The organism is Vibrio sp. B1-2 (genome assembly GCF_963888445.1).
Classification (GTDB): domain Bacteria; phylum Pseudomonadota; class Gammaproteobacteria; order Enterobacterales; family Vibrionaceae; genus Vibrio; species Vibrio anguillarum.
The window spans coordinates 15,412-31,666 of the sequence record NZ_CAWPJH010000001.1 but is presented as its reverse complement, the minus strand read 5'-3'; the positions used below and the strand labels follow the sequence as shown (position 1 = coordinate 31,666).

Genomic DNA, 16,255 nt, shown 5'->3' with positions numbered 1-16,255 from the left:
GTCCTTATTAAAGTGGTTGGTTGATTTGGATAACCAGTTTGCCAAAGTTTTTGCCTTCCAATAGACCAATAAAGGCTTGTGGTGCGTTTTCTAAACCGTCAATCAGTTGCTCGCGGTATTTCACTTTCCCTTCGCTTAGCCATTGAGTCATATCAGTAGCAAATTCGTTATAGCGATGGCCGTAGTCATCAAAAATAATGAAACCTTGCATGCGGATTCGTTTGGTAAGCAAGGTGCCCATCAGCATAGAGAGGCGATCAGGTCCTTCAGGCAGCGACGTTGCATTGTATTGAGAAATCAAACCACACAGCGGAACTCGCGCTGCTGTGTTAAGCAGAGGTAAAACCGCATCAAATACTTTGCCACCGACATTTTCGTAGTAAACGTCAATCCCTTGAGAACATGTTTTAGCCAATTGCTCTGCAAAATCGTCAGCTTTGTGATCAATACATTCATCAAAACCTAATACTTCTTTAGCGTAACGACATTTTTCCTCACCGCCAGCAATGCCCACCACTTGGCAGCCTTTGATTTTAGCAATTTGACCAACCGTTGCCCCTACTGGGCCAGTAGCTGCGGCGACTACCACAGTTTCACCTTGCTTCGGCTGGCCAATGTCTAGCAAACCCATATAAGCGGTAAAGCCGGGCATTCCCATGATGCCTAGTGCGTATGAGGTTGGATTTTTACCGAGTTTAAGTAAACCTTCGCCGTTAGAAATAGCGTAATCCTGCCATCCGGTATAAGCGAGTACCCACTCACCTTGCTCAAATTTTGGGTGGTTTGATACTTCCACTTGACACACGGTCCCGCCTACCATGACATCATCAATCGCGACAGGATCGGCGTACGATTTAGCGTCACTCATGCGGCCGCGCATGTAGGGGTCAAGTGAAAGATAAACACTACGCAGCAGCACTTCACCAGCGGCAGGTGTTGGTTTAGGCGCATGTTCTAAGCGAAAGTTAGCAGGCGTTGGTGCACCGACAGGGCGTGAAGCGAGTACAATGCGGCGGTTAGTTTGTTTAGTCATTGGAGAGTCCTTTATTATTTTAAATTAGACCAGTCGTCTAGTTTGAGTTTCAAAAAAACCGCTATCGAAATAGCGGGGTAAATCTTAACTAGGGCACTGGCCTTGCAAAATGTGTTCGGTGCTCGTAAGCGCTTGTGCAAGCCCTTGGTTATCTTGACGCAGTTTACTGAGCAAACTTGCGCCGAGCCAAAGGTTATAAAGCAATTCTGCGGTTTGCTGGCTGTGTTGTACGTGAATGGAGCCGTCGTCGATCCCTTGCTGGATACATTTTCCGACCGCCTCAATAATGCTATCTGCACCTTTAAGTAAAGCAATACGCATCGCATCAGACAAGTCTGAAACTTCAGCGCTTAATTTCACCACCAAGCAGCGCTGTGCGTTACATAAGCCATTGCTCTGCTCATACCAACATTGCCAATAATGCATCAAGTGTTGATAGGCGTTGCCTTCTTCTTGGTTAAAAAGGGCATTAATCCGTACTAAATAGTGCTGAAAATAGTCCGTAATCAGTGCCTCGCCAAATTGCTCTTTTGACTTAAAGTAGTGATAGAAAGAGCCTTTGGGCACATCAGCGGTTTTTAATAATTCAGACAAGCCTACATTGGTGAAGCCTTTGGTTACGACAAGTTGGTAACCGACCTCAAGGATGTGTTGGCGAGTATCATGGGTTTTTGTATTCATGGACGGCACTATAATTCAAATTAGACCAGTCGTCTAGTTTTGTTTGTTCATATTGTATTTGTGCTACTGGCTATGGTTGCTGAATGATAGAAATGGACACTTCCTCCTTGAAGTGTCGCACTATTATTTATCTTTTAATGAGTTATTTATCTTTTAATGAGTGAGAGATGAGACTATTTTTCTGTCTTTAGCGTATCCGATGGCCAAATGAGGTTTTGCCCATTGCTGAGCTCAGCTTGAATACTCAAGGCTGGAACTATTTCCTTATCCTCTTTTTTATATGGTTGCGTAGAGAAATTGGCGGTAATTTTACTGCCATCACCAAAGGTTGTTTGTTGTACCATCCCTTGTTCATCAAGCCATTTAAAATCGACTAAAGGTTGGTTCCACACGACTTCATGGATTGGTGCAAACCCTTGCTGATAACGGCGTAATGCGTTAACTCGTGCGCTGTTAGGCGTCGCTTCATCACGGCTAAGGTGAATCATCGCTGGGGTGTTATACAGCATGGCGATTAAATCTCGCTCCGCTTGCACGTTGGAAAACTTCACGCTGTCGTTGTGCCAGTGGTGACTGTTGATCACCTCATCATGGAACACGGTTTGATAGAGAGGAATACGGTATTGCGGTGCAAATAACAGTGTTTTGTACGGCTCTTTGACTTGCGCGGGTTTGAAGAAAAAATCGGGCTTATTGTCTGGAAACCATGCCCCAAGAAAATAAGGTGATTGACGGTTAGTTTTCATATCCGGATCTGTCCAGCCAAATCCTACCGTTTCTAAACCATGAGCAAAGGCGAGCCCTTGTGTCGTCAGGCTGTTACCATCTTCAGAGCCGAGAACCACATTCTGTTCATTGGCTATCCAGCGCATGCGTTGATTAAATGCCTCCAGCATCGCGCTTTCTTTCATTCCTTGGCCCTCTTGGTATGAGTAATCTTCACGGGCCATTCCGGTCCCATCCACATCAAGAAACAGGCTGTTAAAGCGGCCATATTTTAAAGTCGCCTCAATGCGTTGCTGCGCAAATCCTAATTGGCAGGCAGGGTTAAGGTAAAAGCCGTTGCCACGAAATCCTTTCTGTTGCTTACCGTCGGCGTTTTCTATCGCACATTGCTCACGCATCGAATCCGGTAGCTGCGCGGTAAGCCAACCATCGTTGATGCCTTTTGCAATGGCGGTGTTGTAGGAGTCGTACACCCCAACTAAGTAGCCAGCTTGTTTTGCTTGGTCAACCACTTGTGGCTGGTAAAAAGCGGGCATCCAATTATCCAAACCTAGCCAGAGGTGCTGCAAACCAGCTGAGCTGAGTGTGTCAATCATGGATGTCGATAGCCCCTGTCCCCAAGTGCTGGCATCACGTAGAAACGGTAGTTTCTGCTCTGCGAGCCATGCTTTTCGTGCCTGAGCGGCTTGATACTGGCTGGCGATCCCAGCCTCGTTATTTGAGGGCGACTCTTTGATCCAAGAGTTCAGCCCATTATTCACCTCTTCAATCAGCAAACGTTTATGATAGCGGCTTAAGAAATCTTTGCCCTTGATGAGCGGTTTGAGTTCTTTGAGTGCTTCGTTTGATGCTGTCCACTGCGGCTGCTCAAAATACCAAGCTCTCAATGCCCAGAAGTCGTTAACATCTTGCTCAGAGAGTAAGTCTCTACCAAACAGATAGACATGGCTTGCGCCGATAAGCTGTTTTATGGCTGGGTTTTGCTGCGCTTTTTGTTCGAGCGTTTGTGATAACCCATTCTCTTTTCGCCACTGACGGTAGCGTTTGGCACCATCTAGTGGTGAGTTGCCAAGGGAGATTTCCACCTCAAAAGGCTCATCTTTATTGAGCACAGTGAAAGCGTGCGTGGCTTGCATGTCCAGCTTGTTTTGCTTGGCGCTAAAATTGAGTTTGTTGTTGGTGGCGGTATTGAGTTGGTAGCTCACATACTGCTCATTGCCAGCTTCTACACTCCAAAATGGCATTTTGAGATCTTGGGTGGTATTGCTGGCAGAGCGTTCCGCTATGAGGTAGTTCACCCACTGTGGGTTATCAGTTGGAATCCGCATTCCTTCACTAAAAGGAAGAATGAGCGTTTTGCTTTGCTGCTCAGGCAGTTCAAACCACTGCACGGTTAACGGTTTAGCACGAGAGATCTTACTCTCGGCGCTCGCGGTAATCGACAGCTTCAATGTTTGTTGTAAATTAGCCTCTACCTTTAACTGGCTAGGGACAAGCAGCCAAGAGGCGTGATGTTGATTATCTTGTTGCAGTTGGCTGACTTGCTGTGGCTGACCGTTAACGGTTAGCTGGCCTTGGTTAATGGTTAGCTGGGCATTTTGCTGCCAATCAATAGCAAAATTTTGTGGCTCTATTTGCACGGTTTGGTTTTGATTATGCAGTGTAATTGACGCCGGTTGTGATTGGCTAGCCAACGCCAAAAGTGGCGTACAAGTGATCAATAAAGAACAAAGTGGTTTATACATGGTTTGTCATTTCCAGTGTGTCTCGGTGTGTTGATTACATAAGAAATCGACAAATCAATTGTCACCCTGATGTCTTCATTGAGCCTGATTTGGCAGAGTCAAACGTTGTACATATTCCACTTTGATTGCTCCTTGATACTCGATAGTTTTGATCAGAGTACTGAGCCATTTAGCCGAGCTGGGGGATGAGCTTGGTTTGTCCAATAATTGCTGAGTATTACTCATAGCTACCATATCTTGCTGCTTGATTAACTGAAATTGGTCGTCAAACCATTGCCAAGCAAGGCTTGTTGGGGGGCAGTTTGTCAATACTGTGGGGGACTCAAGCGTTAGTGGGTAGCCACCGTTGGGAGAGGCGGATTGCAACCATGTGGAGCCAAAAGGTATGGTAAGAACTAACCAATAGTGCTGTTTGTCGAGTGTCAGTCGATAAACGCCATCTTGCGGAGCAAAGAGCAGTTCTGGGCTTTCTAATTCTATATAAGGGGCTGATGACGTTACTTGGCTCTGTGAGATGAGCAAGCTATTGTCAGGGCCAAGAAGTTCAACCTGACTAGGCAGCTCTGCTCCTTCCATTGATAATTTGAACTGGTAACCTTGCTGCATCACGTTGGTTTTTTTTTGTATCGAGACTTTGATCAGCGCCGCATTTGGTACCACATCGCTTAAGAGCTGTTGGCCACATTGGGTTTGTTCAATAATGGCATGCTTGACGCTTGCCCAGTGTTGCGTGGCAATGGTTTGGTTATTGAGTGCGAGGATCAACTCTTGCCAGGCAAGCTGTGGCTGATGGTTCACTAAAGCGCGATAGGTTGATTGCAGTGGTGTGGCCATAAACCAATCATCACTCACGGCGTGGCTTGGACTAACGACGAACAGTACAAACAGCCAAAGGTTACGCATTGGACACCTCGACTAAACGATACCCAACGCCACGAACGGTTTCGATATTGAGTGAGGGTAACTGCTGCCTTAGCTGTAAAACATGGTTATCGACGGTTCGAGTTGAGGGAAAGGCTTGGTAGCCCCACACTTTATTGAGTAGTTCATCACGGTGAAAAACACGTCCTTGGTTTTGAACCAGCAGCAGTAATAGCTGAAACTGTTTCGGTTTTAGCGTCATCAACTGCTCACCTAAGGTAACGCTGCGCTTTGAGAGATCAATGGCAATGTCAGCGTAGGAAAGCAAGCTTTCTCCTAATGGTCGCAGTTGCGCTTGAATTCGCGCCAGTAATTCTTGTTGCGAAAATGGCTTGGTGACGTAGTCTTTCGCCCCCGCCATCAGACCTGCTATTTTTTGCTCAACCTCGATTTTGGCCGTTAGGATGATCACTGGCACGGCTTTGGCCATTAGCCATTGAGGCAGATGATCCAAGCTGTCTCCTTGAGCCAGTTGCCTATCTAAAATCACCAAATCGGCGCGAAACCATGCTTTTTTGACTTGTGAGAGCTGCTGTACCCACAAACAATCAAAACCTTGCTGTAGCAAGTAATCATGCAAACCTTGCCCGAGTAGGGGATCATCTTCGACCAATAACAGTGTGTTCATAATGGTAATTCCAATTGGCAGCGAGTGGGGTGGGCTTTACACGTCAGTTTGCCGCCCATTTTAAGCATCAAATGGCTCACAAGACGGAGCCCAATCCCCATATTGGAAGCCGTGCGAGAACGGGAAAATAGCCGTTTTAGATGAGAGGGAAACTCGCCTTCATCGCTAACGCAAAGCCTCAGTTGAGTGTCCGTCACGCTGGCCGTTATTGAGATTGTCCCTTGACCATGTTGCTTGGCATTACGGATCAAGTTATCCAAACAGATCCCAAGCCAGTAATACGGCAGTGTGAGCTCGATATCTTGTGTCAGTTCATAGCTGAGTTCGTGTTTCGCTACGCAATGATCTAACCAATCTGAGAGATAAGCGGTTTGACATTGAAACGGCTCATTTGGGTCGCTACTCAAAAATCCTTTACTGGTCTGAGCAAGCTGAGCTAAACGTTGGTGATCGGCCAGTAAGCGGCCGAATGTATCTTGGGCCAGCTCTGGCAGAGTATCAAATTGCTGGCGAAACTGCTCAACGGTCAAGCCAAGACTTGTGATAGGGGTGCGTAGTTCATGCGTCAGCAACTGTAAAATAAAGCGTTTTTCTTTGGCTTGTTGGCGGCGTAACCAGAGCGTCCTACTCAGCGTTGCTGCGAGTAACAGCAGTAATATGACCGATAACCACAGTGAGATATTGGGTTTTTCTTGGCTAGAGACACACAGATTACTGTAGCGTAATTGGCAACTTTGAGTAGCCGCTGTGATGGCCGACAATACCAATTGCTGATCGAGCGCGACTTTTTTCCATTGCAATGCGCTTAGTACGCGAATACCGAAATCGCCACTGATCCATAGCCGTTGTTGACGGTCAATATAAGCGCGATAACCGCTGACCAAGGCATCTCGCCCTGCCGTTTCTAAATCGGTAAAAAAGGTGTACAGCGGATGATGAGGGTCAGAGAGAGTCGTGTAGGGCTGTAGCTCGGCGCTTTGCTCGGCCGTTATGTTATGAGTAGAAAAAGCTAAGTATCGCTCTGCGTAGCTCCCGCCTGCAGGATGCAGAAACGGAGCAGTCTTAAACCAACGGATGGGCAATTCATCGCCTTGGCATAAAGCGAGTTCAAACGACGCTGCTTTTTGCAATTCAGGGCGTGATGCCAAGGTTTTTGATAAACCGGGCGACAGTGCGCACTGTGAGGCTATCGCTTTGAGCTCAGTTATGGTTTGCCATGAATAACGGGAAAAATCAGGATAGGCGCTGGCGCTGAGCAGAAGATCGATAGGGTATGAGTTAATGCTTTGCAATGGCAAGGCTCGCGCAGCCGATAGCGATTCGGCTTGGCGTAGAAAATGCTGCCAACGATCTTGCAGCGTTTGCTCTTGCCCGTGTGCTAGGTTTGATTGCCCTAGCACTGCGGTGAGTGTGATCAAAAGGTACAGCAGCCGTGTTCTCAACGTTAAGCACTTAGAAAAAGGTTCGCATTCGCGAAATTATAGCTGTGCTAAGTCAGGATTTGTCACCTCAATGTCACTAAAGCGGAATGTCGATCAAAACTCGGCATCCACCGTGAATGTCATCCTTTGCTTGGTATAAGGATGATCAAAGCTCAGTGACTCAGCATGTAGATGTAAACGCGCTCCTTTCGTGCCATAAAGATCGTCGCCAACGATGGGCAGGTTGAGTCCTTCCACATGAGCGCAATGCACGCGCAATTGGTGGGTTCGTCCTGTTTTGGGATAGAGGTAGACTTTACTGAATCCATCCCGGCATTCAATTAATTGCCAGTGAGTGTCAGCGGGTTTGCCATGTTCAAAACAGACCAATTGACGCGGCCTGTCATCTAAATCGCCCCGCAGCGGTAAGCGAATGTCACCATGCGATTGCTGTAATTCACCAGCGAGTAAGGCAAGATAGCGTTTTTCAACGCCGCGAGTAATAAATTGCTTCTGCAGGCTTTTATTGGCTCGGCGGGTGAGAGCAAACACCAATAAACCTGAAGTAGACATATCGAGGCGGTGGATCACAAAAAGCCCTTCATCTGAGCTAAACATTTGTTGCAGACGAGTATAAACCGAGTCCTGAATGTTGACTCCGGGAACGGATAGAAACTCGGCAGGTTTGTTGACGACAATAATGGCTTCATCCTGATAGATGATGTCGATCTCTTTGCCTTGCGCTGGGTTATGCAATAGCGGGTTATCATCGAGCTTCAGCCCATCAAGCATGTGAGCCAAAATCGGTTGGCACTTGTTTTGACAAGCAGGATAGAATTTCTTGTGTTGACGAATTTCAGATTTTGGTGACGCTCCCCACCAGAATTCGGCAAGTGAAATCGGTGTCATCTGATGTTGAAACGCGTAGTGCAGCAATTTTGGTGCGGCGCATTCTCCAGATCCTGCTGGTGGAACAGGGTTAGCCGTAAGACGGAAAATCTCCTCCAGAGATTTTTCAGTGCCGTATTGATTGAGAAATCGATAGTGAGAAAAAAGTCGTTGCTGCAACGCATTAGAGAGATTTTTACGCTGCTCTTTTAATGCATCAATCTGTTCTTGAAATGCGTCTATTTGCGCTTGTAGTTCGTTGAGGTTGACGTCCCATTTTCGTTTTAATTGCTTGAGGAACGTTTTTTCAGCCACACTTTGTTTGGCGAGACAATCTAAGGTTTCACGCAATTGTTGGGCATCATTTGATTGTTCGGCAAGGATGCGTTGCTGTTTACGCTGTTCACGACCTTGAATCATCAGTTGGCGATGCGCTTCTAATTCATCTTGCGCCTGCTGATGGGCGGTGGTCCATTGCTGCTGAAGTAGCGCACGCTGTGGATCGCACTCCAATTGTTCAACTTGCTGATTAATTTGATTGATCGGCACGCTGCCTTCCAAGAAAAAACCATCGTTAGTGAGCATGTCAAATATAGGCGGCACAAAATGCGGCAGCAGGTTTTGCTCAGCTAACTTCCCCGAGAATGCAGACAGGTACCCTAGCTCTCCACTTTGTTTACGCACCACTAAAACGCCAAACATTTTCCCGATAGCTTCCGGATGCTGGTTTAGCACGCCGTGATTATCGAGCCCAAAATTATGTTGCCAATTCTGCTGGTTCAGCAGGTGTTGTTGCAGCTGGCTTGCCGCTAATTCGCTTAGCGGATGCGGCTCGTAACAAAATGGGAAAGTAAAGCGCTCAGGCAGAGAGTAGCCTTCAATAGGTTTTTTAAAGGCAGTAAAACAGGGCGCTGGTGTTGGCATTTTCTCTGGCTCGCAGTGGATGGTGGTGGAGAACGCAGAATTGTACTGATTTGACCTAGAAATGCCAGTTTCTGGTTGAACGGCGATGATGATACGATTAATTAATGTAACTAGCTTATTAATATCATTAATATAGCTTAGTGAATCCCAAAGAAATAAGTTAACAGTGTCGATTTAACCTGATGCTATGCGTTTATTTAAAACATATAGAATGATTGGAGGATTAATTCATTTTATTTCCATGCAAAACAATGTCAGCTTTATGTTAGTTTTTTGTCATTAATTCTATTTGTAGTGATTGGTTCCTGATTCTATTTAATTTAATGAGTGTATTGTTTTTAATTTTGATGGGTAAAGGCTGAGTATTGATTATCATATAGGCAACATTATGCCCGCTCGGGCAATTTATTGCTCGGTTGGGCAATTTTTTGCCCGCTCGGGCTGTGGGGCTTTATTCTTAAGTAAGCGTAATTGAAGGGAATGATTTTTGCTTACGTGTTTATGGATAAATGGTTAGTCAGTTAAGGAAATATAATGAGTCAGAGTATTGTAGTGGGTAATATGGAAACGGTTCATGATGGATTTCTGCCAACGTCTATCATTGTATGTTCCGCAAGCGTCAAGTTTGGAAGTTGCGTCAATGTGGATTAATAAAACATATGCCATTTTAGCGCTCTCCTTATTTCCTTCGATGGTGTTACATGCTGAGCAAGAAACGTCTGCAGCAGAAGTGTATGAAGTAGGAAATATGTCTCCAGAAAAAGCGTTTGCTACCGGACGACTGCTTCGAGCGCAATACAAAAATATGGAATCGCGACCATACCTCCAGTACGCGGCAGACAACGACAATTCGGATGCCGCCTTTCTCTACGCGATGGAGCTTTCGAACTACAAAACGACCATTAGAACGCCTCCTGAAGCGCGTGAATATCTGCTTAAAGCCGCAAAATTAGGCAATCGTCGCGCCATGAAACATCTTTATACTGATGCTAAGTGGTTAAGAGATCGCGATGTGCAGTATTGGAAAAGCCAGTATTACGATAGTTTGATTCGTTTAGGACGAGATGATCCTGCACAAGCCACTTACGAGCTTGCCCAGTTTTACAAAGGTATGGATAACGAGATGTATAGCTACTATCTCGATAAAGCGGTCAGTTTTAATCATCCACGAGCATTGATGGATAAAGCAAAGCAAGTTCAAGCGGGTGGAGGTCTGTTTTTAATGCCTGGAGAAAGGGAGACCAAGGTGAGAGAGCTCTATCTCGCGGCTGCGAAGACAAACTATATCCCTGCGATGAGACGCTACATCGGTATTTTAGAGAGCAAAGGCCGTTTTGAAGATGCCTATCAATGGCGACTGATGGCGTTAGAGCAAGGTGATATTACCTCTTTGGCAACGGTAGTTAAGATTCTGCTCGGCGATAGCGCATCCTATCATTTTGTGACTCCCGATAGGATCAAAGCGCAAGCCTATTTAGATTTATATCTCTCTGCTGCTGGTACTGAACGTATGCAGTCGCTCTACTCAATATTGGAATTAGAGGAAGAAAGCCTTGCTGGTAAGATGAGTGAGGAAGAAAAAGTACAAGCTAATGACATATTTGTTAACTATAAGAATAATCTGAATTTTTATTATCATGATGTCTTTTGGGATATTAATTAGATAAATTATACAGTATTAGAAACGGCATATTTTTTTGGGTGAAGATCATGTTTTTGTGATTTTTTATATTTAAAATGCTCCTATATGAATAGAATGTGCCGAGAATTTTAAATCCCCACGAAAATATCGATAAATCTAATGGGGTAATTTAGGAAAGAATTTAATAGCTAATGCTAATTAATAGGTTTTATTGTTTAAATACTCATTAAAATCTACCAGATAATAAATATTAAGAGACTTGAGTTCTATTAGAACTTAAGTCCAATAGATTTAACTTTAATTTTTACAACGTTATGTAACCTTCGGCTTGAGTAAGTGGTAACTAAGTTTAGCTACGCTCTTGTCCGTAATTTTGACAATGATTGGCATAGGTATTGGAGACGTAATATGTCTAAAGAAGGAAGTGTAGCTCCTAAAGAGCGGATTAATATTAAGTATATTCCAGCAACGGGAGATGCACAGGCTGAAGTTGAGTTACCGCTAAAAACTCTGGTGGTGGGTGATTTTAAAGGCCATACCGAAGAGACCCCACTTGAAGAGAGACAAACCGTTTCAGTGGACAAGAACAACTTTGAAGCGGTTATGCGTGAAAGCGATTTGAAACTGACCACTACAGTGCGCAATAAACTGAGTGGCGATGAAAATGCTGAGCTTCCTGTTGAGCTTAGTTTCAAATCTCTTGCTGACTTCGAACCGGATTCAGTGGCAGCACAAGTTCCAGAATTAAATAAATTGGTTGAGCTACGCCAAGCTCTTGTGGCCTTAAAAGGTCCTTTGGGCAATATTCCCGCGTTTAGAGAGCGTCTACAAGAGCTACTAAATTCGGAAGAATCGCGTGAAAAACTTCTATCTGAGCTAAGCCTAGTGAGCGGCAAAGAAGAAGAGCCCCAAGCATAAGGCTTGATCAACCCAACTTTTTATTTAATCAAATTTAGGAACGAAATTGATGTCTACTACTGAAGCCGTCTTAGAGAGACAAAGTGCCACCCAAGGCAGTTTACTTGATGAAATCATGGCACAAACGCGCATTGCACCGACTGAAGAAGGGTATGATGTTGCGAAGAAAGGGGTTGCTGCGTTTATTGAGAATCTCATTGGTTCGAATCAAACGGAAGAGCCGGTTAACAAATCACTCGTTGATCAAATGCTGGTTGAGCTTGATAAGAAAATCAGTGCTCAAATGGATGAGATTTTGCACGAAGAGCGTTTCCAGCAGATGGAATCGTCATGGCGTGGTTTGAAACTGTTTATTGACCGTACCGATTTTCGTGAAAACAACAAGGTTGATTTGTTGCATGTAACGAAAGGCGAGTTGCTTGAAGACTTTGAATTTGCACCAGAAACGACGCAATCCGGTCTTTATAAGCACGTTTATTCTTCTGGTTATGGCCAATTTGGTGGTGAGCCGACTGGCGCTATCATCGGTAACTTTGCTTTCACGCCATCAACCCCTGACATGAAGCTACTGCAATACATGGGTGCACTTGGTGCGATGGCTCATGCTCCATTCATTTCTAGTGTAGGCCCTGAGTTTTTTGGTATCGATTCTTTTGAAGAGCTACCAAATATCAAGGATCTTAAGTCAACATTTGAAAGCCCTAAATACACTAAATGGCGTTCTCTACGTGAATCAGAAGATGCGCGTTACCTTGGCTTGACTGCGCCTCGTTTCTTGTTGCGCGTACCTTATGATCCAACAGAAAACCCAATTAAATCATTTAATTATGTGGAAAGTGTCAGCGCTTCACACGAACACTATCTATGGGGTAACACCGCGTTTGCTTTCGCTACTCGTTTAACCGATAGCTTTGCCAAGTACCGTTGGTGTCCAAACATCATTGGCCCACAAAGTGGCGGTGCGGTTGAAGATCTGCCAGTACACGTGTTTGAATCGATGGGTGCACTGCAAAGTAAGATCCCAACTGAAGTGTTGGTGACTGACCGTAAAGAGTTTGAATTAGCAGAAGAAGGTTTCATTGCTTTAACCATGCGTAAAGGCAGTGATAACGCCGCATTCTTCTCTGCAAACTCGATCCAAAAGCCAAAAATATTCCCGAATACCAAAGAAGGCAAAGAAGCAGAAACCAACTACAAGTTGGGTACGCAACTGCCATATATGATGATCATCAATCGCCTTGCACACTACGTCAAAGTGCTACAGCGTGAGCAAATTGGTGCTTGGAAAGAGCGTCAAGATCTTGAACGCGAGCTTAATGGTTGGATCAAACAGTACGTGGCTGACCAAGAAAATCCACCAGCAGACGTACGTAGCCGTCGTCCTCTTCGTGCTGCAAAAATCGAAGTCATGGATGTTGAAGGTGAACCAGGTTGGTATCAGGTCTCTCTCTCTGTTCGTCCTCACTTTAAGTACATGGGCGCGAACTTTGAATTGTCATTGGTTGGTCGATTAGATCAAGCATAACCATGACTTATATTGCACCTGAAGAGAGTGCATTTGGTGTCGGCTTCTTTGAACGTTTAGAAGCTGGCACCAAGCCTATGTCTTTGACCCAAGGGCCAAATGCATGGGATGTGCTCCAATCAATCAAACGCAATGTTTCCAATATTTTGAATACTCGCATGGGTGAGGCACAAAGTGCTCCAACGTTAGGTTTAGTGGATTTTAACGATGCAACGTTAGAAACCTTAGACTTATCGCTGCGGATTAAGCTTGCGATACAAAGCTGCTTAGATGTGTATGAGCCCCGTTTACGAAATATTGTGATTCGATCCGAGTCGGACGTGTTTAGCCCTTTGATGCTGCGCTTCCATATTGTGGCCGAAATAAACAGTGATGCGTTACATGAGAAAGTGCAGTTCAACCTGCTACTGGATCAAAACCGAAAGTACCGAGTGTATTAGAAAATTATGGCTCAAGATAAGTACTTCAGAGAAGAGCTTGCTTTCCTTAAAGAACAAGGAAAGCATTTCACTGAAATTCATCCTCAACTCTCTCGCTTTTTACACGGTAAAACGACGGATCCTGATGTCGAGCGTTTATTGGAAGGATTCGCCTTTCTCACCGCTCGCTTGCGCGAAAAAGTTGAAGATGAATTTCCTGAGCTAACGCACTCCATCATCAACATGCTATGGCCAAACTACTTACGTCCTGTGCCAAGCATGAGTATTGTCTCGTTCACACCGGATAAAAGTGTCAGTGATAAGCAGCAAATCGCTCGTGGCACTCAGCTCGATAGCAAGCCTGTTTTCGGCACCAAATGCCACTTTAGAACCTGTCGTGACGTGCAGATTTACCCACTGAAATGTACTGACGTCACTGCGCAACATACTAGAGAAGCGACCATCATCGAAGTGTCGCTTAATATGTTGGGTGAGATAAGCGTCGGTGATGCGCATCTTGATGATCTGCGCTTTTACTTAGGTGGTGATAAATACAGCTCACAAATGCTCTATTTATGGCTCAACCACTACCTCGATAAGATTTCTGTTGAAGTCGCGGGGGTAGAATTTACGCTGCCGCGCAATAGCTTCCAAACGGTCGGATTTGATAGCGAGCAATCGCTTTTGCCCTATCCTTCCAATGTGTATGAAGGTTATCGCGTTTTGCAGGAATACTTGTCGTTTCCTGAAGCATTTCACTTTGTTGACATTACCCGTCTGGCTAGCGTAGTGCCGAAATCAGTGCATGGTGCGTTCAAACTGAAAATCAGTTTTTCGAAAACCCTGCCAGCGGACGTTCGAGTGCGTCAGGATAATTTCCAGTTGTACTGCACCCCTGTCATTAATTTGTTTGAACATGATGCCGATCCTATCGATTTAACGGGCAAGCGTTCAGAGTATCGCATTATTCCCTCTAGTCGTTACCCTTCTCACTATGAAGTGTTCAGCGTTGACGGCGTGTTCGGTTGGCAAGACAAAACTCAAGCCAGCCAACGAATTCGGGGTGAAAAACGTGTCTATTCAGCATTTGAAAGTTTTCAGCATGAAGTGGAGCGGGTTCGAAATCGTGAAGCGCTCTACTACCGCACACGAGTGAGAGACAGTATCCGTGGCGATGGATTTGATAATTTCATCTCTTTCATTCGCGGAGATGAAACGCAATCCATGCATGTCGATGAAGCCATCTCGCTCAAACTCACCTGCACCAATCGCTTATTACCGCTCGAACTCGGTGTCGGTGACATTTGTGAGCCGACAGACAGCTCGCCCCCCTTTGCCACTTTCAGCAATATTACCGTGCCTTCACAATCTCTGCGCCCAGTACTGGATGGCAGTCTATTGTGGGTATTGATTTCTAACTTATCGCTGAATTATTTATCGCTGCTGTCCAAAGATGCCTTAAGCAGTGTGTTGCGAGCTTACGATTTCAGAGCCTTGGTGGATCGCCAAGCGGAACGTGTTGCGCGTTTGCGTCTTGAAGGGATCCAAAAAATTGAGTCGCAACCCGTGGATAAAATATTGCGCGGTTTGCCAGTGCGAGGGCTGCAATCGACGATTCATATTGATCAAAACTGTTTTGGTTCAGAAGGGGAGCTTTACCTCTTTGGCACAGTGCTTAGCCACTTTTTTGCCCTATATGCCAGCATCAATTCGTTTCATGAGCTGATCGTTATTAACGCGTCCAATCAAGAGAAGTACACATGGGGAACACAGACAGGAATGCAGCCATTGATCTAGAGATGGCTGCGGCGGCTGTGCCGGAGCCTCTACTGGGTTTACCAAGCGATGTACGAACGTACAACTTCTACCAGTTGGTGGAACTGCTGCAAAAACTTAATGCGTTTAATCCTGAATCAGAAGATTGGGAGCGGACATGCCAGTTGGTATTCAGTGCCAACCCCAGTTTAGGCTTTGCACCAGCAGACGTAACGGATTTACGTGAGTTCGCAGATGAGCGCCTGATCTTACAAACCAATTTTTTTGGATTAACTGGGGCACAGTCACCGTTGCCTGGTTTTATTTTGCAGCAATTGGTCGAAGAAGATCCCGGTGGTTTCAAGCGGCCCTTTTTAGATTTTTTCAATAACCGGTTGATTAACCTTGTGTATCGCGTATGGCGAAAGTATCGCTATTACGTCCGTTTTCAAGCGGGTGCGCAGGATCAATTTTCATCACAGCTGTTCGCTTTAGTCGGTTTGGGTGATGCGGACTTGCGCGGCGAAACACCGATAAATTGGTGCAAGATGCTGGCTTATGCGGGCACTTTGGCTGGCCGAAGTCGTTCACCGCAAGTGGTGTCTGGCATCATCGCGCACTGCTTTGATCTACAAGAAGTCAGTATTCGCCAGTGGGTTCGACGTAAAGTCCGGATAGAGCCTTATCAGCAGTTTTGCTTAGGTAAGCAGAATGGTGAGCTTGGGATCAACAGCATGTTGGGTGAGTCAGTTATGGACTGTAACGGTAAGTTTGTTATCTGTATCAAAAACTTAACTCGAGAACGATTTGCCGATTTTTTGCCATCAGGCAAAGAACATCAACCGCTGTGTAAGTTGGTGGAGTTTATTTTACGAGAGCAGATGGCTTACGACCTTGAGCTGACCATGCACGAGAGCGAGGCTCCGGTGATGAGTTTATGCCATGACAGTGGTGTAGCTTTGGGTTGGTCATCATTTTTAGGGCGCGATTTGGCGGACAAAAGCGTGCTTATACAAGTAAGGCAATAGC

Annotated in this window: 13 protein-coding genes; 6 read left to right on the top strand and 7 right to left on the bottom strand. The window is 45.4% G+C overall.

The features are described 5' to 3' along the window. Positions 1–7 precede the first annotated feature (7 nt). The 7 genes from AACQ75_RS00115 to AACQ75_RS00085 form a co-directional block, all read right to left on the bottom strand. Positions 8–1,033 carry an NADP-dependent oxidoreductase gene (locus tag AACQ75_RS00115; protein ID WP_170889191.1) on the bottom strand — a complete coding sequence of 342 codons (1,026 nt, stop codon included), beginning with the start codon at positions 1,031–1,033 and terminating at the stop codon, positions 8–10. Positions 1,034–1,117: 84 nt separating this feature from the next. Beyond that, positions 1,118–1,714, bottom strand: a complete 597-nt coding sequence (locus AACQ75_RS00110) for a TetR/AcrR family transcriptional regulator (RefSeq protein ID WP_170889190.1) — start codon at positions 1,712–1,714, stop codon at positions 1,118–1,120. Between the two features lie 173 nt (positions 1,715–1,887). Then, a complete protein-coding gene (locus AACQ75_RS00105; RefSeq protein WP_170889189.1) occupies positions 1,888–4,185 on the bottom strand; it encodes a glycoside hydrolase in 2,298 nt (765 codons plus the stop codon). Between the two features lie 75 nt (positions 4,186–4,260). After that, positions 4,261–5,088 carry a DUF2861 family protein gene (locus AACQ75_RS00100; protein ID WP_170889188.1) on the bottom strand — a complete coding sequence of 276 codons (828 nt, stop codon included), beginning with the start codon at positions 5,086–5,088 and terminating at the stop codon, positions 4,261–4,263. Next, positions 5,081–5,734, bottom strand: coding sequence for a response regulator transcription factor (locus AACQ75_RS00095; RefSeq protein WP_013868288.1), 654 nt, complete (start codon positions 5,732–5,734; stop codon positions 5,081–5,083). Before AACQ75_RS00095 ends, AACQ75_RS00100 begins: the two co-directional genes overlap by 8 nt. Continuing rightward, a complete protein-coding gene (locus AACQ75_RS00090) occupies positions 5,731–7,176 on the bottom strand; it encodes an ATP-binding protein (RefSeq protein ID WP_170889187.1) in 1,446 nt (481 codons plus the stop codon). Before AACQ75_RS00090 ends, AACQ75_RS00095 begins: the two co-directional genes overlap by 4 nt. Before the next feature lie 93 nt (positions 7,177–7,269). Further along, positions 7,270–8,967 (bottom strand): RluA family pseudouridine synthase, encoded by a 1,698-nt coding sequence (locus tag AACQ75_RS00085; RefSeq protein ID WP_170889186.1) that lies wholly within the window; start codon positions 8,965–8,967, stop codon positions 7,270–7,272. A 574-nt stretch (positions 8,968–9,541) separates the two neighbouring features. Here AACQ75_RS00085 and AACQ75_RS00080 point away from each other — a divergent pair. From AACQ75_RS00080 to tssG, 6 genes are all read left to right on the top strand, one after another. Continuing rightward, positions 9,542–10,630, top strand: coding sequence for a sel1 repeat family protein (locus tag AACQ75_RS00080; RefSeq protein ID WP_170889185.1), 1,089 nt, complete (start codon positions 9,542–9,544; stop codon positions 10,628–10,630). 387 nt (positions 10,631–11,017) lie between these two features. Next, positions 11,018–11,527, top strand: a complete 510-nt coding sequence (tssB, locus tag AACQ75_RS00075) for a type VI secretion system contractile sheath small subunit (protein WP_017043584.1) — start codon at positions 11,018–11,020, stop codon at positions 11,525–11,527. 49 nt (positions 11,528–11,576) lie between these two features. Next, a complete protein-coding gene (gene tssC / locus AACQ75_RS00070) occupies positions 11,577–13,052 on the top strand; it encodes a type VI secretion system contractile sheath large subunit (protein ID WP_026027753.1) in 1,476 nt (491 codons plus the stop codon). Between the two features lie 2 nt (positions 13,053–13,054). Then, a complete protein-coding gene (tssE, locus tag AACQ75_RS00065) occupies positions 13,055–13,492 on the top strand; it encodes a type VI secretion system baseplate subunit TssE (RefSeq protein ID WP_013868295.1) in 438 nt (145 codons plus the stop codon). Positions 13,493–13,498: 6 nt separating this feature from the next. Next, entirely contained in the window at positions 13,499–15,268 is a 1,770-nt protein-coding gene (gene tssF / locus AACQ75_RS00060) for a type VI secretion system baseplate subunit TssF (protein ID WP_013868296.1), read from the top strand. Beyond that, positions 15,232–16,254 (top strand): type VI secretion system baseplate subunit TssG, encoded by a 1,023-nt coding sequence (gene tssG / locus AACQ75_RS00055; protein ID WP_026028436.1) that lies wholly within the window; start codon positions 15,232–15,234, stop codon positions 16,252–16,254. Before tssF ends, tssG begins: the two co-directional genes overlap by 37 nt. The last annotated feature ends 1 nt before the right edge of the window (position 16,255 follow it).

Coding starts and splice junctions, on each gene's coding strand:
- AACQ75_RS00115 (WP_170889191.1), bottom strand. CDS start 1,033: ATGACTAAACAAACTAACCGCCGCATTGTACTCGCTTCACGCCCTGTC.
- AACQ75_RS00110 (WP_170889190.1), bottom strand. CDS start 1,714: ATGAATACAAAAACCCATGATACTCGCCAACACATCCTTGAGGTCGGT.
- AACQ75_RS00105 (WP_170889189.1), bottom strand. CDS start 4,185: ATGTATAAACCACTTTGTTCTTTATTGATCACTTGTACGCCACTTTTG.
- AACQ75_RS00100 (WP_170889188.1), bottom strand. CDS start 5,088: ATGCGTAACCTTTGGCTGTTTGTACTGTTCGTCGTTAGTCCAAGCCAC.
- AACQ75_RS00095 (WP_013868288.1), bottom strand. CDS start 5,734: ATGAACACACTGTTATTGGTCGAAGATGATCCCCTACTCGGGCAAGGT.
- AACQ75_RS00085 (WP_170889186.1), bottom strand. CDS start 8,967: ATGCCAACACCAGCGCCCTGTTTTACTGCCTTTAAAAAACCTATTGAA.
- AACQ75_RS00080 (WP_170889185.1), top strand. CDS start 9,542: ATGATGGATTTCTGCCAACGTCTATCATTGTATGTTCCGCAAGCGTCA.
- tssB (WP_017043584.1), top strand. CDS start 11,018: ATGTCTAAAGAAGGAAGTGTAGCTCCTAAAGAGCGGATTAATATTAAG.
- tssC (WP_026027753.1), top strand. CDS start 11,577: ATGTCTACTACTGAAGCCGTCTTAGAGAGACAAAGTGCCACCCAAGGC.
- tssE (WP_013868295.1), top strand. CDS start 13,055: ATGACTTATATTGCACCTGAAGAGAGTGCATTTGGTGTCGGCTTCTTT.
- tssF (WP_013868296.1), top strand. CDS start 13,499: ATGGCTCAAGATAAGTACTTCAGAGAAGAGCTTGCTTTCCTTAAAGAA.
- tssG (WP_026028436.1), top strand. CDS start 15,232: ATGGGGAACACAGACAGGAATGCAGCCATTGATCTAGAGATGGCTGCG.